Genomic DNA, 24,324 nt, shown 5'->3' on the forward strand with positions numbered 1-24,324 from the left:
TATTGGCCAGCGCGTTTTCGGCTTTTTCGCTGACCCCGCCGGTGATGCTGGCGCCCATGGCCGGTATCACCGACCGTCCGTTTCGCGATCTGGTCATGAGATTTGGCGCGGGGTTGGTGGTCAGCGAAATGGTTGCCAGTCAGGAAATGGTCCAGTCCCGCCCCGGTACCCGCGAAAAGGCCGAACTGGGCGCAGATGTCGAAAATACCGCGGTCCAGATCGCCGGTCGCGAGGCGCATTGGATGGCCGAGGCAGCCCGTCAACTGGCGGACCGGGGTGCGCGGATCATCGACATCAACATGGGCTGCCCGGCGCGCAAGGTGACCAATGGCTATTCCGGGTCGGCGCTGATGAAAACGCCTGATCATGCTTTGCGCCTGATCGAAGCGGTGGTGGCTGCCGTGGACCTGCCGGTGACTCTGAAAACCCGTCTGGGATGGGATGACAACATGAAGAACGCTGGGCAAATCGTTGCACAGGCGCAAGAAGCAGGGATTCGGATGGTGACAATCCACGGGCGCACGCGCTGCCAGTTCTACAAGGGAACTGCCGATTGGGCAGCGATTCGCGCGGTGCGAGAGGTGGCGCGAATTCCGGTCATTGCCAACGGGGATATCATTGACGCGACCAGCGCAAGGGCGGCCTTGACCCAATCCAAAGCCGACGGGGTAATGGTGGGGCGCGGTGCACAGGGGCGCCCGTGGCTGCTTGCCGAAATCGCGCATTCCCTGTTCGGCGCGCCATTGCCGGTTGTGCCGCAGGGAGGGGCGTTTGTTGATATGGTTCAAGGTCACTATCAGGCGATGCTGGAGTTTTATGGAGCCGAGCAGGGCGCGCGGGTCGCGCGAAAACATCTGGGCTGGTACATGACCGATGCCGCAACACCGGACGCTCTGCGCCGGGAAGTTTTGACCGCCCGTAGTCCAGATACTGTCATGACGCTGCTTGCGGATGCGCTGTCATCTTCAGAAGGAATCGCGGCATGACGCGCGGCGCGGCGATTTGGGCCTCGCTTCCGGTGCCGGTATTGCTGATTGATGCGCAGGACCGGATTTGTGACCTCAACCCTGCAGCCGAGGAGTTCTTGAACGCGCCGGCGTCTGCGGTGACCGGACATAAACTGTGGGACCGGATAGATTTTGACGCGACGATAACAGATGCGACAGCGCGCGCGCGCCTTGATCTGACTGCGCTAACTGTCAGAGCTGCAGGCGTTATTGTAGGGGATCGCGGGCCATTGCATTGTCGGATTCAGATTGCACCGCTTGAAGGTGGTCCAGAACATATGATCCTGATGATTTCGCCTATTGACGGCAAGGCTGCCCCGGCAACCGAGGATGAATCACTCTCGGAAGCGATCACTCGGCATTTGCAAAGGTATTTTGACCTGCATGATGACATGCTGCCGGCGCAGGGTCTTTATGGCCGGATATTGCGCGAGGTCGAAATCCCGCTGATCGAGGTCGCGCTGGATGCAACCGGCGGAAATCAGGCGAAATGCGCCGATCTTCTAGGCATCAATCGCAATACTTTACGCAAGAAGATCACCAGCCATGATATTGAGGTGACACGGCGCCCTAAAATGATGTAAAAAGGCCACAGCAACGTGGCAGACCGGTTTTCCGGTTGTACAAGACCACGGCATTTAGGTGCTGATCGCCGCAGCGGCACATCATGACGAGGGCAGTCTACGTGGTAACCCGCACAAAAAACCTGTCAGTCGGCTCGTTCAGCCGGTGGCGCCGCAGCCGTAGGGCGCGCAATCTGGGAACTCTGGGCTTGGTTCTGCTGGGGCCGTGTCTGGCCCTTGCCACTTACTTGGTGTTGGGGCCATTTGATAATCACGTGTCGGCCCCGTCGCTGCGTATCGTGCTGCTGGCCGATCTGGTCTATGTGCTGGTAGTGGCGACGCTGGTTCTGGGGCAGATTGCCCGGCTGATCGCGGCACGGCGCGCCAAATCGGCGGGGTCACGTCTGCATTTGCGCCTGACCGGAGTGTTCGCGTTGCTGGCGCTGATCCCCACGGTCACGGTGGCCGTATTTGCAGCGCTAACCGTGAATATAGGGCTTGAGGGTTGGTTTTCGGATCGGGTGCGTCAGGTGGTCGGGTCGTCTTTGGCGGCTGCGCAGGCCTATGAGACCGAACAGCGCGAGGATCTGGCCGAAGATGCGGTGGCGCTGGCGCGATATCTGGATTCCTCGCGTCGCGTAACAGTTTTCATGAACGACGCTGAATTGCGGCATGTGTTGGTGCAGGGGCAAGCCCAAATTCAGCGCGGGCTGCGCGAAGCCTATGTGATTGACGGTACCGGCGAGATACGTGGCCGTGGCGAACGCTCGTACCTGTTCGATTTCGAACATCCTGGCGAGGAACGGATCGAGAAGGCCCGCGACGAGGGGCTGGAAATCATTCAGGACTGGGACAACAACGAATTTCGCGCGCTGGTGCGTCTGGACGCTTTTGCGGACAGATATCTTTATGTCAGCCGCGATGTCGACGGCGAGTTGCTCAATCTGTTGGATGAAACCAAGGAAACCGTCCACCTTTATCAGCAGCTTGAAAGCGAACGCGGGCGGATCCTGTTTGAATTCGGCCTGATCTATCTGGGTTTCGCGCTGATTCTGATTCTGGCCGCGATCTGGCTGGGCCTGTGGTTCGCCGAACGCTTGTCGCGCCCCGTCGGACGGTTGACCGGGGCGGCCCAAAAGGTTGGTGGTGGAGATTTAAGCGTGCAGGTGATCGAAGAGGACGGCGATGATGAAATCGCCATGCTGGGGCGGTATTTCAACCAGATGACGCGCCAGCTCAAGCGCCAGCGCGACACGCTTTTGGATAACACCGAACAGATCGAACGGCGCCGTCGATTATTTGATTCGGTCTTGTCGTCGGTGACCTCGGGCGTGGTTGGATTGGACCCTGATGGGCGGGTCAGTTTTGTCAATCGGTCGGCCCATCGGTTGCTGGGCTGGTCCGGTGATGGGGACTCTGTGATGTTGTCCGTTGCGGTGCCGGAATTCGGGGCCTTGTTCGAGACGTTGAAACGCGGCGGCAGCAGCAGGGTGCAGGACGAGATCAAAGTAACCCGGCAGGGACGGTTGGAAAACCTGCTCGTGCAGATGGCGCCGCGGCGCGCCGAAGATGGCGCGCTTGAGGGCTATGTGGTGGTGTTCGATGACGTCACCGATCTGGTCAGCGCCCAGCGCATGGCAGCCTGGGGCGATGTGGCGCGCCGTATCGCGCATGAGATCAAGAACCCTTTGACTCCGATCCAGCTCAGCGCCGAACGGATCAAGCGCAAATTCAAGCCGCTGGTGGGCGACGAGGCCGCACAGTTGGAATCGATGACCGATGTGATCGTGCGCCAGACCAACGATTTGCGGCGCATCGTCGATGAGTTCTCGAAATTCGCCCGGATGCCGGAACCCGACCGCTGCCAAGAAGATTTGGTCGCGCTCACGCATGATGCGGTGGTTTTGCAACAGGCCGGGCTGCCGGATGTAAAGCTAAGCGCCGATTTACCCGAGAAACCATTATTGGCCGAGATCGATGCGACAATGATCACGCAAGCGCTCACGAACCTGATCAAAAACGCAGGGGAGGCTGTTGAAACTATGAAGGAAAAACGCCCGCCTGATGGTTATCAGCCGCAGGTGCATGTTTCGCTAGCTGTGGAGAACGGTACATATCTGATCTGTATCGCCGACAATGGCATCGGCCTTCCCGAAGACCGCGCCCGGCTGTTCGAACCCTATGTCACGACCAGAAGCGCGGGCACTGGGCTGGGTCTGCCGATCGTGCGCAAGATCATTGAAGAGCACGGCGGGACGCTGACGCTTGAGAACGCGTTGCCCTTTAACGGCGCGACACATGCCGGAGCGATGGCGGTGATCCGGCTCCCTGCGCTGGAAGCAAGCGTCACATCCCATGAAGTTCCTGAGGAAAGGAACGGACAACAAACGGAAGAGACAGGAATTATAGCATGAGTGACATTCTGATCGTGGACGATGAGCGCGACATCCGTGAGCTGGTGTCGGATATTCTCGAAGACGAAGGCTATGCCACACGGCTGGCCGGTAACTCGGACGAGTGCATGGCGGCGCTGAATGCTGAGCCGCCGGCATTGTTGATCCTCGATATCTGGCTGAAAGACAGCGACATGGACGGTATCGACATCCTGAAACGCGTCAAGCGTGACAACCCCGACGTGCCGGTGGTCATCATTTCGGGTCACGGAAATATCGAAATCGCAGTGGCGGCGATCAAGCAGGGCGCTTATGATTTTATCGAAAAACCTTTCAATATCGACCAGTTATTGGTTGTGATCCGCCGCGCGATGGAGGCATCGCGTTTGCGCCGCGAGAACTCGTCGCTCAAGCGGCGCGAGGTGACCAGCGCCGAAATGGTTGGTCAAAGCGCGGCATTCCGGACATTGGTCGGGCAGCTCGACAAGGTGACGAAATCGAATGGCCGGGTCATGCTGACCGGGCCAGCCGGGGCAGGCAAGGAGATCGCCGCGCGCTATATCCATGCGAATTCCAACCGCGCCGATGGTCCGTTCGTCATCGTCAATTGCGCCAGCATCTCCGCGGATCGCATGGAAGAGGTGCTGTTTGGGCGCGAAACTTCTGAACGGGGGGTCGAAGCGGGGCTGCTGGAAGAAGCCCATGGCGGCGTGGTCTATTTCGACGAGGTGGCAGATATGCCACGGGGGACGCAATCGAAAATCCTGCGCGTGCTGGTCGATCAGCAGTTTCAGCGCGTCGGCGGCAGCGACAAGGTCCGTGTCGATTTGCGGGTGATTTCCAGCACCAGTCGCGATCTCGAAGCTGAGATCAGTGCCGGACATTTCCGTGAAGAGCTGTTCCACCGGCTGAATGTTGTGCCGATCAAGGTGCCGTCTCTGGAGGACCGTCGCGAAGACATTCCGGTGCTGGCTGAACATTTCATCGCGCGCTTTCACGAAGCTCAGGGTCTGCCGAGCCGTGATCTGAGCGCCGAGGCAGTAGCATTAATGCAGACCATGATCTGGCCCGGAAATGTGCGCCAGTTGAAAAACCTTATCGAGCGGGTGTTGATTCTGGGGGACGGATCCGGCCCGATCGAAGCCCGCGAATTGCCGGGCGAGACCGAGCAGCCGGGCGCAGACGGGCGCGTCGTGTTATCGGGTGCGCTGGCCACCTTGCCCCTGCGCGAAGCCCGCGAGAGCTTTGAACGGGAATATCTGCTTACTCAGATCAACCGGTTCGGGGGCAATATCAGCCGGACGGCGTCATTCGTCGGGATGGAGCGCAGTGCCCTGCATCGCAAGCTGAAGTCCCTCGGCGTTGTGACCTCGACCAAGGCGGGGGCGCGGGTGGCGCATGTGGGTGACGACGCCGATGCCAGCATTGCCGTGAAATAAGGCAGGCCCGGTTACTGCTGGGGCGGCACCGGCGTCACGATCTGCCAACTGCCATCGTCATAGCGAATCGCGCAGGATTCCGGCGCAAGCGCGGGCAGGGTGCGTGTGGGCGTGCGCGGCGCTGCAGCAGCCACGGTTGCGGAACAGCGCGGCAACGTCACTTGCTGATATCCCCGCTTGCCCATGCAGATATTCTGCAGACGACTGCGCAGGCCAAGATTGACGTCCTCGGTATAAACTGCCCCTTGGCGCCAGTAGCCCGGACGGATCACGCAATCTCCCCTGGCGTTGCAAAACTGGCGGGGTGGTTCGAAAATCGGCGGGTTTTGGCGAATCCGGGTCGCGACCGGCGCATCGCGCAGTGCGCTGACCTCGCACTCGGTGCGGTCCATCTGCATCTGTGGCACCGAGACGCCCGGACGATGGTAAATCGACAGTGGTGCGCAAGCCGAGAGACCAAGTGCAAAAACCGCAAGGATCAGACGCATTTTCATGTGCTTATCCTGCACCGATTCCGTGCTGCAGACAAATGGAATTGACCGGGCGGGGGCCTTCTGTCATGCAAAGACCTCGGCGGACAAGCCATGAAACGGGGCCATTGACATGAAGGTCATCATTTGTGGCGCGGGGCAGGTCGGCTGGCAGATTGCACGGCATCTGTCAGGCGAAGAGAACGACGTGACCGTGGTGGACAGCAATGCCGATCTGGTGCGCCGCGCTACCGATACTTTGGATGTGCAGGGGATTGCGGGTTTTGCCAGCCATCCGGACGTTTTGGAACGCGCCGGGGCGCGAGATGCCGACATGATCATCGCGGCCACCCATTCGGACGAGGTGAATATGGTGACCTGTCAGGTCGCCCATTCCCTGTTCGATATCAAAAGCAAGATCGCCCGTTTGCGCGCGGGGGCCTATCTGGAACCGGCCTATGCGGATCTTTACCGCCGCGAACATCTGCCTATCGATGTTATTATCAGCCCTGAAAAAGAGGTGGCCGAAGCCGCGATGCAGCGTTTTTCGGCCCCCGCCGCCTTTGACACCGAACTATTCATGGACGGCCACGCGCAACTGCTGGGCCTGTCGTTGGATCAGGACTGTCCAGTGGTCAACACGCCCCTGCGGCATTTGACGGATCTGTTTTCGACATTGCGCGCGGTCGTGGTGGCAGTGCGCCGCGACGGAAGCCTGTTTGCCCCAGAAGCTGGAGATCAGCTATTCGTCGGCGACGATTGCTATGTCTTCACCCACCACGATGATGTGGCGCGGACAATGGAGATTTTTGGCAAGAAACAATTCAAACAGGATCGCATGGTGATTGTCGGCGGCGGGAATGTTGGTCGCACGGTCGCCAAGCGGTTAGAGGCGCGTACGGATCGCGTCCGGGTTAAGATGATCGAACGAAGCCGGACAAACGCCGAGCGCGCCGCTGAGGAGCTTGAGCGCACGATCGTGTTGCATGGGGATGGGCTGGACAGTTCCTTGCTGCACGAGGCCGGCATCGCCCGCGCCGACGCCATGCTGGCGGTGACGGATGACGATAAGACCAACATGCTAGCCGCTGTGCGTGCCAAGGCTGAGGGTTGCCCATTATCCATTGCCCTGATCAACGATCCGACATTGGTGCCATTGATGGGGCCTCTGGGGATCGATGCCTATATCAACCCACGCGCCACCACGGTTTCGTCGATCCTGCGCCACATTCGACACGGGCGCGTGAGGGCGGTCTATTCCATTGGCGACGCCGAGGCCGAGATCATTGAGGCGCAGGTTATGTCGACATCTCCGATTGCCGGGCAAAGGCTGCGCGATATCGACTTCCCAGAGGGCGCGCTGGTCGGGGCGGTCATGAAAGACGGTGATGTATTGCGCCCGGTTGGCGGATTGCGCATCGAAGAGGGCGATGTGGTGGCAATTTTCGCAATGGCGGACGATGTCCCCGAGGTCGAGCGGCTGATGCAGGTCTCGATCGATTATTTCTGAGATGCACGCCGCCGTTGAATCCCGGCTCTGGGTCCGTCTGCCATTGTTCCTGTTGATTTGGGGCACCGCGGCTTTGTCGATGGCGTTGCCCGCCATTCATGCGCTGGTGCGCGGGAATTATCCAGTTTTCCGGTCTTTCGCGATGGCTGGCGGACTAGGGATGGTCGCCGTGATCCTGATCGCGCTCTCAGGGGTGCCGCGCTCGGGCAACTGGACGCGCTCGCAACTATTGTCGCTATTGGGAACCTTCGCGATTTTGCCGGGGTATTTGGCCGTACCGCTGCATGATGCGTTGCAGACCACCACGTTCCTGAATGCTTATTTTGACATGGTCAGCGCAATTACCACGACTGGCGCGGATATTTTCAACGATCCCGACCGATTAGGCGCCACATTGCATCTGTGGCGCGCGCAAGTCGGCTGGATGGGCGGGTTGTTCATGTGGGTCGCGGCGGCAGCAATCCTTGCACCGCTCAGCCTAGGCGGATTTGAGATAACCGCAAGAAGCCAGCTGGGCCGTGGCACGGACATCCCGTTGCAACAAAAGGCCGCCGACCCACGATATCGTCTGGTGCGCATAACCAAGACGCTGGCTCCCCTCTATGCCGGGCTGACCATTGTGGCCTGGGTGCTGCTGTTGATGAGCGGCGATACGTCGCTGGTGGCGCTGTCTCACGCCATGTCGGTCATGGCCACTTCGGGGATTTCGCCGGTCGGAGGGCTGACGAATATGTCATCCGGTCTAGCGGGCGAATTCGTGATGTTCATGTTCATGTTCTTTGCTTTGTCGCGGCTGACGTTTTCCAGTGATACCGCGCTACTGGGTGCGGCGAGGCTTACGCAGGACCCCGAATTCCGCATTGGACTGCTGCTGATTCTGGGGGTGCCCTCGCTGCTGTTCCTGCGCCACTTTCTGGGGGCCTACGACGTGGACGCGGTGAACCAGGTCGGCGCCGCCTTGCAGGCGTTCTGGGGGGCGATGTTTACGGTCATGTCCTTTTTGACCACGACCGGCTTCGTCAGCGCGGATTGGGAGCAGGCGCGGCTTTGGTCTGGGCTTGAGACACCGGGCATGATCCTCATGGGGCTTGCCGTCATGGGCGGCGGCGTTGCGACCACCGCCGGCGGCGTCAAGCTGTTGCGGGTCTATGCGCTTTATCTGAACGGCCTGCGCGAGTTGCAATTGCTGGTCCACCCTTCGTCGATCGGGGCGCAGCTGAAGGGACGGCAGCGCATTCGCAAGGGCGGTGCGTTCATCGCGTGGATGTCCTTCATGCTGTTTGCGCTGACGCTTGCCGTTCTCATCGTCGTTCTGGCCGCAACGGGAGTGGATTTTGAACAGGCCGTTGTGCTGGCCATCGCGACCCTTTCCACGACCGGGCCGTTGATTGATGTTGTCAGCGAAACCCCAATCTATCTGATCGATCTGGGGCCGCTGGCCAAGGGCATCCTCTGTGCTGCAATGGTGCTGGGGCGCCTTGAAACCCTGGCGATTATCGCACTCTTTACGCCCTCCCTGTGGCGCAATTGACGCCGTAGATTAAGCGGCTGTTTTTTGGGGTGGAAACCCCCGGTGCGGCAAGACATACTCAACAGTAAGGAACACACTGGATAACAGTGTACGCAAGAACAAAGGCGAGATAACAATGGCTTCGGATCGACAGAATCTGCAGGACGTATTTCTGAATCACGTGCGCAAGACCAAGGTGCCCGTGACGATCTTTCTGATCAATGGCGTCAAATTGCAGGGTGTCATCACATGGTTCGACAATTTCTGTGTTTTGTTGCGGCGCGACGGCCAATCGCAACTGGTTTACAAACATGCGATTTCCACAATCATGCCGTCACAGCCGATCAGTCTTTATGATGGTGAAGACGCTTCTTGATGGAACATGACCGGATTGCCACTCGCACGTGGGTTCTGCATCCTGACATAAGATCTGAAGTCGACCGTCGCGACCCGGTGACCGCCTTGGAAGAGGCGGTCGCACTGGCTGCCGCCTTGCCCGATCTTGCGGTCATCGGATCGGAAACCGTACCGCTGCCGCGTGCCTATGCGGGGCAAATGTTCGGGTCCGGCAAGGTTGAAGAACTGCGTGCGCTGTTCGCCGCCGAAAAAATCGACCTAGTGGTGATTGACGGTCCGGTTTCACCGGTACAGCAGAGAAATCTGGAAAACGCCTGGAAGGTCAAGGTGTTGGATCGCACCGGGTTAATTCTGGAAATCTTCTCCGACCGCGCCGCCACCCGCGAAGGGGTGTTGCAGGTGGAAATGGCTGTGCTGTCCTTCCAGCGTACCCGTCTGGTGCGGGCGTGGACAAACCTTGACCGCCAGCGTGGCGGACATGGCTTTGTCGGTGGCCCGGGCGAGACCCAGTTGGAATCGGATCGCCGCGCCATTGATGACCAATTGGTGCGCCTGCGCCGCGAACTGGACAAGGTGGTAAAGACCCGCGAATTGCACCGCAAGGCGCGGGCCAAGGTGCCTTATCCGATTGTTGCATTGGTCGGATATACCAACGCGGGTAAATCGACCCTGTTCAACCATCTGACCGGGGCTGAGGTGGTGGTCAAGGACATGTTGTTCGCCACGCTGGATCCGACCATGCGCCGGGTGGCTTTGCCGGACGGGCCGGAAATCATCCTGTCCGATACGGTCGGATTTGTCAGCGCTCTGCCGACCGAACTGGTCGCCGCATTTCGCGCCACGTTGGAAGAGGTTCTTGCCGCTGATCTGATCGTGCATGTGCGCGATATCTCGCATCCTGAAACCGACGCGCAAGCCGAAGATGTTAATGAGATTCTGAATTCAATGGGCGTGACCACGGAAACGCCCCAGTTGGAAGTGTGGAACAAGCTGGACCGGCTGGACCTTGAAACTCAGGCAGCGGCACAGGCCCGCGCCGAGCGCATGGACGATGTCTTTGCGCTGTCGGCTTTGACCGGCGAAGGGGTCAAGAAATTGCTTGAGCGTATGGCCGACGCTTTGCGCGATGCCCGGCACGAAACACAGTTGGATCTGCAGTTTTCAGATGGCAGACGCCGGGCCTGGCTATTTGAACAGGATCTGGTGCAAAGCGAAGCTGAGTCCGATACAGGCTGGTCGCTGACAGTGCTCTGGACCAAACGCCAAGAACAGCAGTTTCAAGACCTCTGAGCTCTCATTCGGCAGGCACCAGTTGCGTGACCCCGACCGCGCCGGCGCGCGCCAGACCCATATCCAGTGACATCGGGATATATTCGCCGCGTCGCCATAGTTGCGCCAGATCTTCGTAATGGCGCGACAGGAAATGCCCCGATTGTCCGGTTGAGATCACAAAGACCGAGGAATCGGGGTCGGCAAAATCATAGACTCCGCGATAGCCCGGCCCGTGCACGTTGCGAAACGGCTCCGGTCCGGTGCCGATGGTGCGTCCGCGCTGTAACGTGTTATCGCCGCCGCTGGTGGACTGGCGAATGTTAACGAAATATTTCAGCAGCGGCACGTCGCCTAGAATCTGGTGATCCTGCATTGCCTGATGGGCATCGCCCCAGCGCAAGCTCTCCAGCGCGGTGCCGTACCGTTCGCCGATCCAGACCAGTGCATCGTCAAGCGCCAGTCGCGCCATGTCGGTGCAGGTCTCGGTGCGCGCGCTTTGGCGCACATTGCACCACGCTGACGCACCATCAATGTCGCGAAACACCCGTTCGATGAACAGTGGCTCGACATGGGTGAATGCATCGGCCAGCGGACCCAGATCATCGCGGATCAGCCGGTCTTGCAGCGCCCGCAACCAAGCCGCATAGATCAGCGGTTCGGGCAAATGTTCGTTCATCTCGCCGTTCCAGTCGGCCAACAGGCGCAAAGCGGTCTGGCGGCGGCGCTCGGGGGTGCCCTCGGGCGCGGCTTCGCCGGTGAACCAAAGATCAGCACCGATCAGCGGCAGAAGTGTACGCGCGGTGAAGCTGACCGGGTCCAACTGCGCTTCGATGAAACTGTCGCGGGTATGAACCTGCCGCGCCTGCATCAGCCGATTCCAACGATTGATTCGTTGCGTGTCGCCCCAAAGGAACGAGATGTGATCGGGAAAGGGGCGATCCACCACCTTGTTATTTGTATTGCCAAGGATGCCGCCGCGCGGGGCTACGAATTCGGGATTCGAAGCATAAGGCATCCGCCCTTGCCAACGATTTTCCGCGCGCCAGCCCTGACTGGGCAGACGACCCTGACTCTGGTGATCGGGGTCGCGTCTGGGCACCCAGCCGATCATCTTCATCGCGATGTTTTCCTGATCGACAAGCTGCAGGTTCTGCGCCGGGCCGATATAGCCCTCAGCGGCGGCAATCGCTTCTTGCACGCTGCCCGCGCCCATTATTGAAATCGCCGCCGAAAGCGTAGTGTCTTGTGGGTTTAGTACTGTCCAGCCCAATGCCGCGACGTGACCCTTGGGTGTCACGCTGGCCAGATTGTAGAGACTGCCGGGCAGGACCGGGCCATTCTCGGTCCAGCGCAGGGTCAGTGTGATCGGTTTTTCGCCTTTGATCTCGACGATCGAGGGACGCGATTTGAAGCGCTTATAGCCTTCTGGCGTCAGGTATTCCTCGGCGTTGTCGGGGTTCAGTTTTTCGATGAATAGGTCTTGATCGTCGAGATAGGCCGAAGTCAGCCCCCAGCCCAATCGCGCGCTGCGCCCGGTTAACACCACCGGGATGCCGGGGATTGTTGCGCCAATCACGCCGCCCTTGGCCAGTTCCAATCGCGCCAGATACCAGATCGACGGGGCCGTAAAGCCCAGATGCGGATCATTGGCCAGCAGCGTCCCACCCGAAGCCGAGCGTGAGGGCGCGGCGGCCCAGCCGTTGGACGCACCCGCGAGGCCGGGGCGGGGAAACGGCGAGAGCGGATCGTCGGGCATCGGTATGCCTTGCGCAAACCGGGGCAGATCGGGAAATAGGCTGGCATATTCGGGTAGGGCGGCGATGGCGGTGCCAGGCGCGTCGGGCATGATGTCGGCCAGCCGTGCCGGGTCGTCCAGCATGAGAGCGGTGCGCGCGCGCAGAACCTCATTGGCCATTTGACCCGACAGTTGCAGCCCCATCAGCTTGACCAGCGCCAGAGAATCCGCTGGCTGCCAGGGCGCGATTGGGGCGTTGAACAGGAACATCTCGGGTGCGCCGCGACCCAGTGCGCGTTCGTTGATCTCACCCAGTCGGGCATTCACCCCGGCGGAATAGGCAGCAAGCGCGGCGCGCGTCTGATCGTCCTGCGCGCTTACCGATTGCTGCGCCAGCCGGTATAAATCAAGGCGCCGCATCAAGCGGTCGATCGCGACTGTGCGGTTGCCAAATACCTCGGACAGGCGCCCTTGTACGGTTCGACGCAAAATGGTCATTTGCCACAAGCGGTCCTGCGCATGGGTATAGCCAAGCCCAAAAAACACATCTGTATCAGACTCGCCCAGAATATGGGGCACATTGGCATTGTCGCGCACGATCTCGACGGGCGCGACGAGATCGGCGACCGGCACCGTGCGGTCATAATCGGGCAGCGATTGGCTGGCCAGATAATAGATCAGCAGAATCGCCAGCACGGCCAGCGCGACCAGACTCGCGGCAATTCGCACCAGCCAGCGGAACATCAGCCTCATTATCGGTCATTCTCCGTCGGAATCGAGCCTTGCGGATTTGCCAAGCGCGGTTTGCCTGATAGGTAGAAATACAACCTAAACCAAGTCGTAAAGGGGGGAAAGTCGATGGCAAAGCTGGCGTTTCTGGGTCTGGGCGTGATGGGGTATCCGATGGCGGGCCATCTGCAAAAAGCAGGGCATGAGGTGACCGTCTATAATCGCACCCCGCAAAAGGCCGAAAATTGGGTCGCCGAACATGGCGGTGGCAGCGCATCGACGCCGCGCGAGGCGGTGCAGGGCGCGCAGTTCGTTATGGCCTGCGTCGGCAATGACGATGATTTGCGCAGCATTTGTCTAGGCAGCGATGGTGCCTTTGCCGGAATGGACAGCGGCGCGGTGTTTGTCGATCACACCACGGTATCGGCTGCCGTCACGCGAGAGCTTAATGAAAAGGCCGAAGATAATGGCGTCGCCTTTATCGATGCGCCAATTTCCGGCGGGCAGGCAGGCGCGGAAAACGGTGTTCTATCAGTGATGTGCGGCGGCGATGCGCAGGCTTATGCGCTGGCCGAGCCGATCATCGCCGCCTATGCCCGTATTTGCCGCCGGATCGGTGACAGCGGCGCCGGGCAGATGACCAAGATGTGTAACCAGATCGCCATTGCCGGGCTGGTGCAAGGGCTAAGCGAAGCGCTGAATTTTGCCCAGCAAGCGGGGCTAGACGGGCGCGCCGTGGTCGAAGTGATCAGTCAGGGGGCCGCTGCCAGTTGGCAGATGGAGAACCGGTATGAAACCATGCTGGATGACGAATTCGAGCACGGTTTTGCAGTGGACTGGATGCGCAAGGATCTGGGTATCTGTCTCGACGCCGCTGACGAAGTGGGCGCGGCGCTGCCGGTGACTGCCTTGGTCGATCAGTTTTATAAGGATGTGCAGACCATGGGCGGTGGGCGCTGGGATACGTCCAGTCTGATCCGACGGCTGCGCGCATTGGGATAACATCTGCGCTGGACTGGCGGTGCGCTTTGCCGCATTGCGCCAGAAATGCCAGAGGCAAGGTCAGCACAGTCGCAAACCTTGAAGCACGGGGCAAGACGCGGGCTGAGCTGCCGCTATAGACTTTGACAGGTGAAGGTCGGGGTTCACCTGTCAGAGATTACGGAATGATCCGCGTGTATTTGATACCTTCCAGCGTGGCCCCAAGCCGCAGACCAGCGCGGCCAAATACCGCTGCCAGAACGGGTTTGCGCAACTGGTTGCTGTCGGTGCCGATGGATTCGCTGGTGTCGGCAACGACATATTCCATATCCGCCCCGACAGCCCATCCCGGAGACCGGCGGAAATCGTAAAGCGCGTCCTGTGTCATGAAGAACAGCACATGGGCATATTGCGAGGCGCCGATCTGCAACCCCGCAGTCGCCTTGGTGGTTGAATAGTAGTCTACCGTAATCCCGTTCACCCGCAGCGCGCCGCGACCATAGGCACCGCCCAGCCACAACCCGGCTTCGGTCACCAAGGGCATCACCAGCATCCCGGAAGATTTTTCGGCCAGCGAAACCGTGTTGGGATAAAGATTGTACATCTCGTTCAGGGTGGCATCGACGCGGGCATCAATCGTGGCCGCACCGGGGCTGCCAATGGCGTTGTTGCATGCGGCGGTGGTGACGCCGACACTGGCCAGTGCCGCCAGCGTGAATCCGCGGCGGGTCAGACGAAGGGGGGGCGTGCTGCTCATTTTATGTGCCTGTTTTTAAAATTGCCTGATCTGGTCGGTTTGTGCGACCTTGCCTCAAGATATACGGAACTCGCGGCCCGCTGTCACGCCTGAAGGCCTTGATTGAGATATTGTCGCTTTATCTTGTCCGCAGCAGCGGAAACCTGCCGACCCAACGCCTACGCAGATCACGCGGCAAGCAGCCGGGCCGCTTCGGGTGCGAAATAGGTCAGAATGCCGTCGCAGCCTGCGCGTTTGAACCCCAGCAGGCTTTCCAGCATTACCTTTTCGCCATCCAGCCAGCCATTCTGCGCCGCCGCTTGCAACATCGCGTATTCCCCTGACACCTGATAGGCAAAGGTCGGTACGCCGAACGTCTCTTTCGCGCGGCGGCAAATATCCAGATATGGCATGCCGGGTTTGACCATCACCATATCCGCACCTTCGGCCAGATCGCGTTCGATCAGGCGCATGGCCTCGTCGCTGTTGCCGGGGTCCATCTGATAGGTGTTCTTGTCGCCGCTCAGCGCGCCGGATGCGCCCACCGCATCGCGGAACGGGCCGTAGAAGGAGCTGGCATATTTCGCGGCATAGGACAGGATCATGACATTGTGATGGCCGTCCTGCTCCAGTGCCTTACGGATGGCTCCGATACGTCCGTCCATCATATCGCTGGGGCCGATGATATCGGCACCTGACTCGGCCTGCGTCAGCGCCATTTTCACCAGAGCTTCCACCGTGGCGTCGTTGACGATCTCGCCATCGACCACATAACCGTCATGGCCGTTGATATTATAGGGGTCCAGCGCCACATCGGTCATTACCGCGATCTCGGGCGCCGCATCTTTGATAGCGCGGATAGCACGGTTGCACAGGTTGTCGGGGTTCCAGGCCTCGGCGCAGTCTTCGGTCTTGAGACTGGTATCGGTATAGGGAAACAGGCAGATCGCCGGGATGCCCAGATCGGCCGCCTCGCGTGCGGCCTTGGCAATCAGGTCGACGCTGCGCCGCATTACGCCGGGCATCGAGGGCACCGGCTCCTCGGTATCCTTGCCGTCGCGCACAAAGACCGGCCAGATCAGATCATCGACCGATAAACTGTTCGAGCGCACCAGCGCGCGGATCGCAGAAGACTGCCGGGTGCGGCGCAGACGGGAAGAGGGGAACGGGGCGACCGTGGGTTTCATCGACGAGGCTCCTTGTCAAATCGTGTATGGGGTGGCATGGAAACTCGGCGCCCACAAGAGGATCGATTGCCGCGCGTTTCCTTCGGGCGGAGCGACACAGAAAAAGGCAATGGGCTTGGGCTTCTACTCCTCGATTTTCGAACTAATCAACATGCGGTCGTTTTCGAACCTGTGGTTCTGGATCGTGCTGGCAGTGCTATGGGCCGCGGCCAGTCATTGGGTGCTGGGCGTCCCCTATGACATGATCCTACGCGCACAGCGTCGCGGTGGACAGGCCGAAACCGATTTTGAGGACATGACCCGGATCAACGTTAACCGGCTGTGTCACGTCGTTGGGGTGGCCGGGGTGTGGTTGCTCGGGGGGGCGTGTTTCCTGCTCAGCGCGCTGGCGATGCTGGGCTTTGTCTATCGCATCGAGTTCGCGCAGGCGCTGTTCCTGCTGGGATTTCCGCTGTTTTTCGTCGCCCTGCTAAGCCTGACCGCGGCGCGGCGGATCGCTTCCGAAGCCCCGCAAGGCGAGGAACTGCGTCGCTATCTCCTGCGCCAGCGCGTGTATATCCAGATGATCGGCGCGGTCGCGATCTTTGTCACCGCCCTCTGGGGCATGTATCAGAACCTTTCCATTGGCGTGCTGGGTTACTGACCCTGCCACGCCCAGATCGACGGGCCATTCACCATGACCGCACAACATCATATTACCGTTGGGGGCGCACCTGAAGGGTTCGACGCCCGCCTGATCCTGAATGAGATCGAGCGCAGCGCGGCACCGGTCGTTCATGTGGCGCGCGACGACAAGCGCTTGGCAGCGATGCGCGCAGCGCTGGCCTTTTTTGCCCCCGATATGCCGGTTCTTTCCTTTCCCGGCTGGGATTGCTTGCCTTATGACCGCGTGTCGCCGAACGCCGAAATCTCGGCGGCACGGATGGCGACCCTGGCGGCGCTGGTGCATAAGATGCCGTCGCGCTTTGTGTTATTGACAACATTGAACGCCGCGACCCAGCGGGTACCCCCGCGCGACGTGTTGCGCCAGTCGGCCTTTTCCGCGCGCGTTGGCGAACGGGTAAACGAGGCCGCATTGCGCGATTTTCTTGCACGGATGGGCTTTGCACAAAGTCCCACCGTGATGGAACCCGGAGATTACGCGATCCGTGGCGGTATCATCGACATCTATCCGCCGGGTGAAAGCGGGCCGGTGCGGCTGGATTTCTTTGGCGACGTTCTGGACGGTGCCCGCCGGTTCGACCCCGCGACCCAGCGCACCACCGACACGCTGGAGACGGTGGAACTGGCGCCGGTCTCCGAAGTGCTTTTGGACGAGGCGGCGATCACACGGTTCCGCCAGAATTACCGGATTGAGTTCGGCGCCGCCGGCAGTGACGACCCGCTTTATGAGGCGGTCAGCGCCGGGCGTAAACAGGCCGGAACGGAGCATTGGCTGGCATTTTTCCACGACCGGCTGGAAACCCTGTTCGACTACCTGCCCGGAGCCACGGTCACGCTCGACAATCAAAGCACCGCCGCGCGGCTCGCGCGCTGGGACAGTATCGCTGATCAATACGAGACCCGCCGCCTCGCCATGCAAAATCGCCGCACGGGTGAAAGCGTCTACAAACCCGCGCCGCCGGAAATGCTGTATCTTGACGATGCCGCATGGCAGGCGGCGGTGGCGGAACGTCGCGTGCTGCAATTCCACCCGTTGCCGCAGGCCAGCGGGCCGGGCGTGATCGACGCGGGCGGACGTATCGGGCGCAGTTTCGCCCCCGAGCGCCAACAGGAAAACGTGAATCTGTTCGCCGCGCTGGCCGATCATATCCGGGCGAAGCTGGACAAAGGGCCGGTGCTGGTTGCGTCATATTCCGAGGGCGCGCGCGAACGCCTGACCGGGCTGATCGAGGACGAAGGGCTGGGCGAGACGATCACGGTGGCTGACGCCACCCGCATCGGCAAGCGCGGGTTGCATCTGGCAGTCTGGCCGCTGGAAGCCGGGTTCGAAACCCCCGACATGACGGTGATCTCGGAACAGGACGTGCTGGGCGATCGGTTGATTCGCGCGCCCCGCAAACGTCGCCGCGCCGAGAATTTCCTGACTGAGGCGCAAAGTCTCTCGGCCGGCGATCTGGTGGTGCATGTGGATCACGGCATCGGCCGTTATCTTGGATTGGAGGTCATCACTGCCGCAGGGGCGGCGCATGAATGTCTGATTCTGGAATATGCCGAAGGCGCGCGACTTTATCTGCCGGTGGAGAATATCGAACTGCTTTCGCGCTTTGGCCATGAAGAGGGGCTGCTGGACAAACTTGGCGGCGGTGCCTGGCAAGCGAAAAAAGCAAAGCTGAAGGAACGCATCCGCGAGATGGCCGACCGGCTGATCAGGGTCGCGGCCGAACGCGCCCTGCGCCGCGCGCCGGTGCTGGAACCCGAACACCACGCATGGGAGGCATTTTCGGCCCGCTTCCCCTATCAGGAAACCGACGACCAGCTGAGCGCAATTTCGGATGTGATCGAGGATCTTTCCAGCGGTCAGCCGATGGACCGGCTGATCTGTGGCGATGTGGGCTTTGGCAAGACCGAAGTGGCGATGCGCGCCGCGTTCGTTGCCGCCATGTCGGGCATGCAGGTGGCGGTGATTGCCCCCACGACGCTGCTGGCGCGTCAGCATTACGCTGGGTTCGCCGAGCGGTTTCGCGGCTTTCCGCTACATGTGCGGCAATTGTCGCGTTTTGTGAGTACGAAAGAGGCGCAGAAAACCCGCGACGGGCTGGCAAGCGGCGAGGTCGATATTGTCATTGGGACCCATGCGCTGCTGGCCAAGGGCACGCGGTTCAAGAATCTGGGCCTGCTGGTCATCGATGAAGAGCAGCATTTCGGCGTGAAACACAAAGAGCGGCTGAAAGCGCTGCGCAGCGATGTCCACGTGCTGACCCTCACCGCGACACCGATCCCACGCACCTTGCAACTGTCGCTGTCGGGCGTTCGCGATCTGTCGATCATCGGCACACCGCCGGTGGACCGCCTGTCAATTCGCACCTATGTGAGCGAATTCGACGCCGTGACCGTGCGCGAGGCGCTGTTGCGCGAACATTACCGCGGCGGACAATCATTTTATGTCGTTCCCCGCGTCAGCGACCTGCCGGAGATCGAAGAGTTTTTACGCGAACAGGTGCCCGAGGTCTCGGTTGTGGTGGCCCATGGTCAATTGGCCGCCGGAGCGCTCGACGACCGGATGAACGCCTTCTATGACGGCAAATACGATGTGCTTCTGGCGACTACTATCGTCGAATCCGGGCTCGACATCCCCAGCGCCAACACCATGATCGTGCACCGCGCCGACATGTTCGGCCTGTCGCAATTATACCAGATTCGAGGCCGCGTCGGGCGCTCCAAGACCCGTGCCTACGCCTATCTCACCACGAAACCGCGCGCGCCACTGACCCCGGCCGCGGAAAAGCGGCTGCGCGTGCTGGGCAGCCTCGACACCTTGGGCGCGGGCTTTACCTTGGCCAGCCAGGATCTCGACATTCGCGGGGCCGGCAACCTGCTGGGCGAGGAACAGTCGGGCCAGATGCACGATGTCGGCTATGAACTCTACCAGTCGATGCTGGAAGAGGCGATCAGCAAGATCAAAGCGGGCGAGATCGAGGGCCTGACCGAAGCCGACGAACAATGGGCGCCGCAGATCAACCTTGGTGTGCCGGTGCTGATTCCCGAAGATTACGTGCCCGATTTGGACGTGCGTCTGGGCCTTTATCGCCGCCTCTCCAACCTCACCAAGAAGGTGGAACTCGAAGGGTTTGCTGCCGAACTGATCGACCGTTTTGGCAAGCTACCGCGCGAGGTGAACACGCTGCTTCTGGTGGTGCGGATCAAGGCGATGTGCAAACGCGCTGGCATCGCCAAATTGGATGGTGGCCCCAGGGGTGCGACAATCCAGTTCCACAACGATAAATTTGCCGCGCCAGAGGGGCTGGTGGAGTTCATTCAGGCCCAGGACGGGCTGGCAAAGGTGCGCGATAACAAGATCGTCGTGCGGCGTGACTGGCGCAGCGATGCCGACAAGATCAAAGGCGCCTTCGCCATTGCCCGCGATCTGGCGGCGAAAGTCGTGGCAAAAAACAAGGCGCGCAATAAGAGCAACTGAGTGGGATTTGGGTATTTATAACCAGAAAGAGGCCGGGTCGCGCCCGGCTTCGATCTGGTTGGCAGATATCATGGGGGTCCACCCGCGCTGGCGGCGTCATCAAGACGCAATTGTACCCTTTGTCGTCCCTGCCACGAGTTGATTTCCAGCCGGCCTGCGAAATGAAACCGCGCGCCACCATGGTTGCTGAGGGCCGGGCCGATCGGGCCGTCAAACGCGCCAAAGGCGATTGCATCGATCGAAGCACCCATGCCATCGCTGAGGGATAGTTTAAGGTGATTTTCTCCGACGCGTCGGGCATGGCGGATTGTCATATCCGGAAGCGCAAACCGCGGCGCCGAGGCCGCGGCGCCAAAGGGTCCGGCCTGTTCGATCTGTTGGATCAGGCCCACCTGTGCCGCCCCCGGCATCAATGCGCCATCCAAGCGCAGATCTCTTGGCCCCGCTGCGCCGGCACCCTGCCGCGCCAGCAACTCGCCCAGTCGGGCCATTGCCGGTTCCAGGTTCTCACGTGTGACTGTCAGACCCGCCGCCATCTTGTGACCGCCGCCTTTCACCAACAGCCCTTCGCCGCTCAGCCGCTGGATTGCCGCGCCAAGGTCGATACCCGCGACCGAGCGCCCCGATCCCTTGCCGATCCCGTCGTCAAATCCGATCACAATCGCCGGGCGGTTTGCCGCCTCTTTCAGTCGCGCAGCCACGATCCCGACGACGCCAGGATGCCAAGCTTCGCCAGCCGCCCAGACCAGTGGCCCGTCAAGCCCGCGGGATTCAGCCTGTTCCTGCGCTGCGGCCCGTACTGCGTTTTCAATTTCGCGCCGATCGCTGTTGAGCGTATCCAGCCGTTCAGCCAAAGCTGCGGCTTCGCTTGGCGATTGCGTGGTCAGAAGGCGTGCACCCAGATCGGCCTGTCCGATCCGGCCACCGGCATTGACCCGTGGCCCCAGCAGAAAGCCAAGATGATAGGTGCTGGGCGCTGAGTCCATGCGGGCCACATCTGACAGGGCGACCAGACCGCTGCGCTCACGACGCCCCATGACGACCAGCCCCTGGCGCACCAGCGCGCGATTGGCTCCAATCAGCGGCGCGACATCCGCCACCGTGGCCAGTGCCACCAGATCCAGCAGACCCATCAGGTCGGGTTCCGGGGGATTTCCAGCCTCGCGCATCTGGCGGTGCAACTCGACCAGCATTAGAAAGACCACCCCAGCGGCGCAGAAATAGCCCAGTTCGCCACTTTCGTCCTGACGATTGGGGTTCACAATCGCCAAGGCCGGCGGCAACGTTTCGCCGCCCATATGGTGATCCAGCACAATCACGTCCGCGCTCTCGGCGGCGGCAATTGCCGCATGGGACAGCGTACCGCAATCAACACAGATAATCAGATCGTGGTGCGCAGCCAGATCGCGCATCGCTGGCACATTGGGGCCATAGCCCTCGTCAATGCGGTCGGGCACATAAAGCGTTGCTTCGCGGCCCATCTCGCGTAACCACACGATCAAGAGCGCCGCAGAAGCAGCCCCGTCGACGTCGTAATCTGCGAAGATCGCAATTTTTTCGCGCCGCTCGACCGCGACCCGGAACCGCGCAGCTGCCTTTTCCATGTCTTTCAGCAAGCGCGGATCAGGCAATAAATCGCGCAGGGTAGGGGCCAAAAACCCATTCACTTCTGTTGGCAGAACACCGCGCCGGGCAAGCACCTGGCACAGCGCGCGCGGCAGACCGGACCCTTGCACAAGCGCGTCGGCAGCCCGCTCGACCTCGATCGAAGGACCAATCCACCGTCGGCCGCTTAAAGACTCCGAAACCCCAAGAAACGCCAACTATCACCTCCGCTTAAGCCGCAGCATGCGCTCAAGGCTTCTTCTTGCTTCAAAAATCCCCGCCGGAGGCTTTGCGCGGCAGCGCAAAATCAATGGTCCTAGTCAAGCACGATCTGGGCTTAAGCCACCGGTGTGCGATACTGCATGCGCCGGACCGATCCGGTCTTGGAGCGCATCAGCAAGGTCTCACTGGTCATCCAGCGCGGCTCGCGTTTGATGCCGGGCAGCAGAGTGCCGCCGGTTACACCTGTGGCGGCAAAGATCACATCCTGCGTCACCATCTCGTCGCGGGTATAAATCCGGTCGAGATCCGTGACCCCGGCCTTTGCGGCCCGAGCCTTTTCATCCTCATTGCGAAACAAGAGCCGGCCCTGAATCTGGCCGCCCATACATTTCAGCGCCGCCGCGGCCAGCACCCCTTCGGGGGCACCGCCTTGACCCATATACATATCGATTCCGGTCATCGCGCTTTCGGCGCAATGCATTACACCCGCCACGTCGCCATCCGAAATCAGCCGGATCGCCGCGCCGGTCGCGCGGACCTCGGCGATCATTGCTTCGTGGCGGGGACGCTCCAGAATGCAGACGGTGATGTCCGACGGGGCGCAGCCGCGCGCGGTTGCCAATGTCGTAACGCGCTCGGCTGGTGCCATGTCGAGCGTTACCAGACCTTCTGCATAGCCGGGGCCAATCGCCAGTTTGTCCATATAGACATCGGGCGCGTGCAGCATCGAACCGCGCGGGCCCATCGCGATCACGGTCAGGGCGTTGGGCATGTCCTTGGCGGTCAGCGTCGTGCCTTCGAGCGGGTCCAGCGCGATATCGACGCCGGGACCGTTGCCGGTGCCGACCTCTTCGCCGATGAACAGCATCGGCGCCTCGTCGCGTTCGCCTTCACCAATCACCACCACACCGGCGATGTCGAGCAGGTTCAACTGTTCGCGCATGGCATTGACTGCGGCCTGATCGGCCGCTTTCTCGTCGCCGCGCCCGATCAGCGACGCCGATGCCAGCGCGGCCTGTTCGGCCACGCGGGCAAGGCCTAGCGACAGCATGCGGTCATGAAATTCGGTCGGTGCGCTCATTGGGCGATCCTTGTCGTCTAACTTGTGAATACCGGAGTGATCACCGGTTTAGCGGGCAGGAATGGCTGACACAAGACAGCGTCGCTGCGTTAATGGCTCATACACTTTCGATGCGCAGCGCGACCGGAGCAGAATGCATGACGTCGGTCTGCGCCATTGCCGCCAGCGCCGCGCTTAAAGCCGAGCTTGTGGTCTTGTGGGTGACGATCAAGACCGGCGCCGCTTCGGTCGAATGACCATATTGCCGCATCCGGTCGATGGAAATACCATGTTCGCCGAGGATGGCGGCAATCTTGGCCAGCGTACCCGGTTTATCAATCAACCCCATGCGCAGGTAATAAGGCGCAGGCACACCAGCAACCGCGGCCGGCGCATCCGCAAGAGTATTCGCAGGCTGACCGAAGGTCGTGATCCGCACGCCGCGCGCCAGATCGCAGACATCAGCCATCACCGCACTAGCAGTGGGACCCATGCCCGCACCGGGGCCGCGCAGCACGATCTGTTCGACCGCGTCGCCCTCGATCACCACCATATTGGTGCCGCCCTCAAGCTGACCCAGTGGCGAACTCGCAGGAACAAGGCAGGGCTGGGTGCGCTGTTCCAGACCGCGGCCGGTGCGGCGAGCAACCCCCAGCAGCTTGATCCGATAACCCATGTCTGCGGCAGCGCGGATGTCTTCGATGGCAATCCGTTCAATGCCCTCGATCTCGATTCCGTCAAAGTCGGGGCGGGTGCCAAAGGCGATCGACGATAGCAGCGCCAGTTTGTGCGCGGCGTCGATGCCGCCGACATCCAGCGTTGGATCGGCTTCGAGAAAGCCCAGATCACGCGCCTCCTGAAACACGGTCTCATAGGGCAGGCCGGCATTTTCCATGCGGGTCAGGATGTAGTTGCAGGTGCCGTTCATCACACCCATGACGCGGGTGATCTCGTTCGCGGCCAAACCTTCGGTCAGCGCTTTGATCACCGGGATGCCGCCCGCGACCGCCGCCTCGTAACGGATCACGCGACCCTGTGCCTCGGCGCGTTCGGCCAATGCCTGGCCGTGCATTGCCAGCATGGCCTTGTTCGCGGTCACGACATCCTTGCCGGCGTCCAATGCCGCTTCGGTCGCCGCCTTGGCCGGACCGTCCGGGCCGCCCATCAACTCCACGAACACATCGACATCGTCGCGCCGTGCCAGCGTGACCGGGTCGTCTTCCCAGTCATAGGTCGCGATGTTTACGCCCCGGTCCTTGCCGGCATCGCGGGCCGAAACCGCCGTGATCTGGATGTCACGCCCGGTGCGCGCACGCAGCAGCGCCGCCTGTTTGCGCACGATCTGCACGACGCCGACCCCGACCGTGCCAAGTCCCGCTATTCCGATGCGCAATGGTTTCGTCATGGCAA

General features: G+C 60.9%; 17 protein-coding genes and 2 pseudogenes. 12 read left to right on the forward strand and 7 right to left on the reverse strand.

What is annotated here, in order from left to right; genetic code table 11:
- Window positions 1–2: 2 nt before the first annotated feature.
- The 5 genes and pseudogenes from dusB to ntrX all read left to right on the forward strand — a co-directional run bounded on the left by dusB (window position 3) and on the right by ntrX (window position 5,402).
- Entirely contained in the window at window positions 3–986 is a 984-nt protein-coding gene (dusB, locus tag JAO82_RS03985) for a tRNA dihydrouridine synthase DusB (protein WP_269812789.1), read from the forward strand.
- Window positions 983–1,282: pseudogene (locus JAO82_RS14235) on the forward strand (PAS domain-containing protein); the annotation flags it as partial. The gene dusB and the pseudogene JAO82_RS14235, both read left to right, overlap by 4 nt.
- Window positions 1,283–1,339: 57 nt before the next feature.
- Window positions 1,340–1,591, forward strand: a pseudogene (locus tag JAO82_RS14240) (helix-turn-helix domain-containing protein); the annotation flags it as partial.
- A gap of 83 nt (window positions 1,592–1,674) precedes the next feature.
- The gene (locus JAO82_RS03995; RefSeq protein ID WP_198685056.1) at window positions 1,675–3,984 is read left to right on the forward strand and encodes a sensor histidine kinase NtrY-like; all 2,310 of its coding nucleotides are present in this window, start codon (window positions 1,675–1,677) and stop codon (window positions 3,982–3,984) included.
- Window positions 3,981–5,402, forward strand: a complete 1,422-nt coding sequence (gene ntrX, locus JAO82_RS04000; RefSeq protein WP_198685057.1) for a nitrogen assimilation response regulator NtrX — start codon at window positions 3,981–3,983, stop codon at window positions 5,400–5,402. The genes JAO82_RS03995 and ntrX overlap by 4 nt, the downstream gene beginning before the upstream one ends.
- An 11-nt stretch (window positions 5,403–5,413) precedes the next feature.
- Here ntrX and JAO82_RS04005 read toward each other — a convergent pair whose 3' ends face one another.
- The gene (locus JAO82_RS04005) at window positions 5,414–5,896 is read right to left on the reverse strand and encodes a hypothetical protein (RefSeq protein WP_198685058.1); all 483 of its coding nucleotides are present in this window, start codon (window positions 5,894–5,896) and stop codon (window positions 5,414–5,416) included.
- A gap of 109 nt (window positions 5,897–6,005) precedes the next feature.
- Here JAO82_RS04005 and trkA point away from each other — a divergent pair, with 109 nt between their 5' ends.
- The 4 genes from trkA (at window position 6,006) to hflX (ending at window position 10,539) form a co-directional block, all read left to right on the forward strand.
- A complete protein-coding gene (trkA, locus tag JAO82_RS04010) occupies window positions 6,006–7,382 on the forward strand; it encodes a Trk system potassium transporter TrkA (RefSeq protein ID WP_198685059.1) in 1,377 nt (458 codons plus the stop codon).
- Window position 7,383: 1 nt separating this feature from the next.
- Entirely contained in the window at window positions 7,384–8,913 is a 1,530-nt protein-coding gene (locus JAO82_RS04015; protein WP_198685060.1) for a TrkH family potassium uptake protein, read from the forward strand.
- 115 nt (window positions 8,914–9,028) lie between these two features.
- Window positions 9,029–9,268 carry an RNA chaperone Hfq gene (gene hfq, locus JAO82_RS04020; RefSeq protein WP_198685061.1) on the forward strand — a complete coding sequence of 80 codons (240 nt, stop codon included), beginning with the start codon at window positions 9,029–9,031 and terminating at the stop codon, window positions 9,266–9,268.
- A complete protein-coding gene (gene hflX / locus JAO82_RS04025) occupies window positions 9,268–10,539 on the forward strand; it encodes a GTPase HflX (RefSeq protein WP_198685226.1) in 1,272 nt (423 codons plus the stop codon). Before hfq ends, hflX begins: the two co-directional genes overlap by 1 nt.
- Before the next feature lie 4 nt (window positions 10,540–10,543).
- Here the strand turns inward: hflX and JAO82_RS04030 are convergent, their stop codons facing one another.
- On the reverse strand, window positions 10,544–13,009 hold the full coding sequence (locus JAO82_RS04030) for a penicillin acylase family protein (protein WP_198685062.1): 2,466 nt from the start codon (window positions 13,007–13,009) through the stop codon (window positions 10,544–10,546).
- A gap of 105 nt (window positions 13,010–13,114) precedes the next feature.
- On the opposite strand from JAO82_RS04030, the gene JAO82_RS04035 reads away from it, so the two are divergent.
- The gene (locus JAO82_RS04035; RefSeq protein WP_198685063.1) at window positions 13,115–13,987 is read left to right on the forward strand and encodes an NAD(P)-dependent oxidoreductase; all 873 of its coding nucleotides are present in this window, start codon (window positions 13,115–13,117) and stop codon (window positions 13,985–13,987) included.
- Between the two features lie 157 nt (window positions 13,988–14,144).
- Here JAO82_RS04035 and JAO82_RS04040 read toward each other — a convergent pair whose 3' ends face one another.
- Both JAO82_RS04040 and hemB read right to left on the reverse strand, forming a co-directional pair.
- Window positions 14,145–14,723, reverse strand: coding sequence for a lipid-binding SYLF domain-containing protein (locus JAO82_RS04040; protein WP_198685064.1), 579 nt, complete (start codon window positions 14,721–14,723; stop codon window positions 14,145–14,147).
- A gap of 167 nt (window positions 14,724–14,890) precedes the next feature.
- Entirely contained in the window at window positions 14,891–15,889 is a 999-nt protein-coding gene (gene hemB / locus JAO82_RS04045) for a porphobilinogen synthase (RefSeq protein ID WP_198685065.1), read from the reverse strand.
- A 115-nt stretch (window positions 15,890–16,004) separates the two neighbouring features.
- On the opposite strand from hemB, the gene JAO82_RS04050 reads away from it, so the two are divergent.
- Both JAO82_RS04050 and mfd read left to right on the forward strand, forming a co-directional pair.
- Window positions 16,005–16,532, forward strand: a complete 528-nt coding sequence (locus tag JAO82_RS04050) for a component of SufBCD complex (RefSeq protein ID WP_198685227.1) — start codon at window positions 16,005–16,007, stop codon at window positions 16,530–16,532.
- Between the two features lie 33 nt (window positions 16,533–16,565).
- Window positions 16,566–20,027: a transcription-repair coupling factor gene (mfd, locus tag JAO82_RS04055; RefSeq protein WP_198685066.1), complete on the forward strand. Its 3,462-nt coding sequence runs from the start codon at window positions 16,566–16,568 to the stop codon at window positions 20,025–20,027.
- Window positions 20,028–20,095: 68 nt separating this feature from the next.
- On the opposite strand, the gene recJ is transcribed toward mfd, so the two are convergent.
- The 3 genes from recJ to JAO82_RS04070 all read right to left on the reverse strand — a co-directional run bounded on the left by recJ (window position 20,096) and on the right by JAO82_RS04070 (window position 24,319).
- Window positions 20,096–21,850, reverse strand: coding sequence for a single-stranded-DNA-specific exonuclease RecJ (gene recJ / locus JAO82_RS04060; protein ID WP_198685067.1), 1,755 nt, complete (start codon window positions 21,848–21,850; stop codon window positions 20,096–20,098).
- 119 nt (window positions 21,851–21,969) lie between these two features.
- Window positions 21,970–22,935 (reverse strand): class II fructose-bisphosphatase, encoded by a 966-nt coding sequence (gene glpX, locus JAO82_RS04065; RefSeq protein WP_198685068.1) that lies wholly within the window; start codon window positions 22,933–22,935, stop codon window positions 21,970–21,972.
- Between the two features lie 97 nt (window positions 22,936–23,032).
- Window positions 23,033–24,319 (reverse strand): homoserine dehydrogenase, encoded by a 1,287-nt coding sequence (locus tag JAO82_RS04070; RefSeq protein ID WP_198685069.1) that lies wholly within the window; start codon window positions 24,317–24,319, stop codon window positions 23,033–23,035.
- Between the last annotated feature and the right edge of the window lie 5 nt (window positions 24,320–24,324).

The organism is Pontibaca salina (genome assembly GCF_016307205.1).
GTDB classification, from domain to species: Bacteria; Pseudomonadota; Alphaproteobacteria; order Rhodobacterales; family Rhodobacteraceae; genus Pontibaca; species Pontibaca salina.

What these genes read in the sequence shown, in the direction of transcription:
- JAO82_RS03995 (WP_198685056.1), top strand. Translation starts at nt 1,675, where the DNA reads ATGACGAGGGCAGTCTACGTGGTAACCCGCACAAAAAACCTGTCAGTC.
- ntrX (WP_198685057.1), top strand. Translation starts at nt 3,981, where the DNA reads ATGAGTGACATTCTGATCGTGGACGATGAGCGCGACATCCGTGAGCTG.
- JAO82_RS04005 (WP_198685058.1), bottom strand. Translation starts at nt 5,896, where the DNA reads ATGAAAATGCGTCTGATCCTTGCGGTTTTTGCACTTGGTCTCTCGGCT.
- trkA (WP_198685059.1), top strand. Translation starts at nt 6,006, where the DNA reads ATGAAGGTCATCATTTGTGGCGCGGGGCAGGTCGGCTGGCAGATTGCA.
- JAO82_RS04015 (WP_198685060.1), top strand. Translation starts at nt 7,384, where the DNA reads ATGCACGCCGCCGTTGAATCCCGGCTCTGGGTCCGTCTGCCATTGTTC.
- hfq (WP_198685061.1), top strand. Translation starts at nt 9,029, where the DNA reads ATGGCTTCGGATCGACAGAATCTGCAGGACGTATTTCTGAATCACGTG.
- hflX (WP_198685226.1), top strand. Translation starts at nt 9,268, where the DNA reads ATGGAACATGACCGGATTGCCACTCGCACGTGGGTTCTGCATCCTGAC.
- JAO82_RS04030 (WP_198685062.1), bottom strand. Translation starts at nt 13,009, where the DNA reads ATGAGGCTGATGTTCCGCTGGCTGGTGCGAATTGCCGCGAGTCTGGTC.
- JAO82_RS04035 (WP_198685063.1), top strand. Translation starts at nt 13,115, where the DNA reads ATGGCAAAGCTGGCGTTTCTGGGTCTGGGCGTGATGGGGTATCCGATG.
- JAO82_RS04040 (WP_198685064.1), bottom strand. Translation starts at nt 14,723, where the DNA reads ATGAGCAGCACGCCCCCCCTTCGTCTGACCCGCCGCGGATTCACGCTG.
- hemB (WP_198685065.1), bottom strand. Translation starts at nt 15,889, where the DNA reads ATGAAACCCACGGTCGCCCCGTTCCCCTCTTCCCGTCTGCGCCGCACC.
- mfd (WP_198685066.1), top strand. Translation starts at nt 16,566, where the DNA reads ATGACCGCACAACATCATATTACCGTTGGGGGCGCACCTGAAGGGTTC.
- glpX (WP_198685068.1), bottom strand. Translation starts at nt 22,935, where the DNA reads ATGAGCGCACCGACCGAATTTCATGACCGCATGCTGTCGCTAGGCCTT.
- JAO82_RS04070 (WP_198685069.1), bottom strand. Translation starts at nt 24,319, where the DNA reads ATGACGAAACCATTGCGCATCGGAATAGCGGGACTTGGCACGGTCGGG.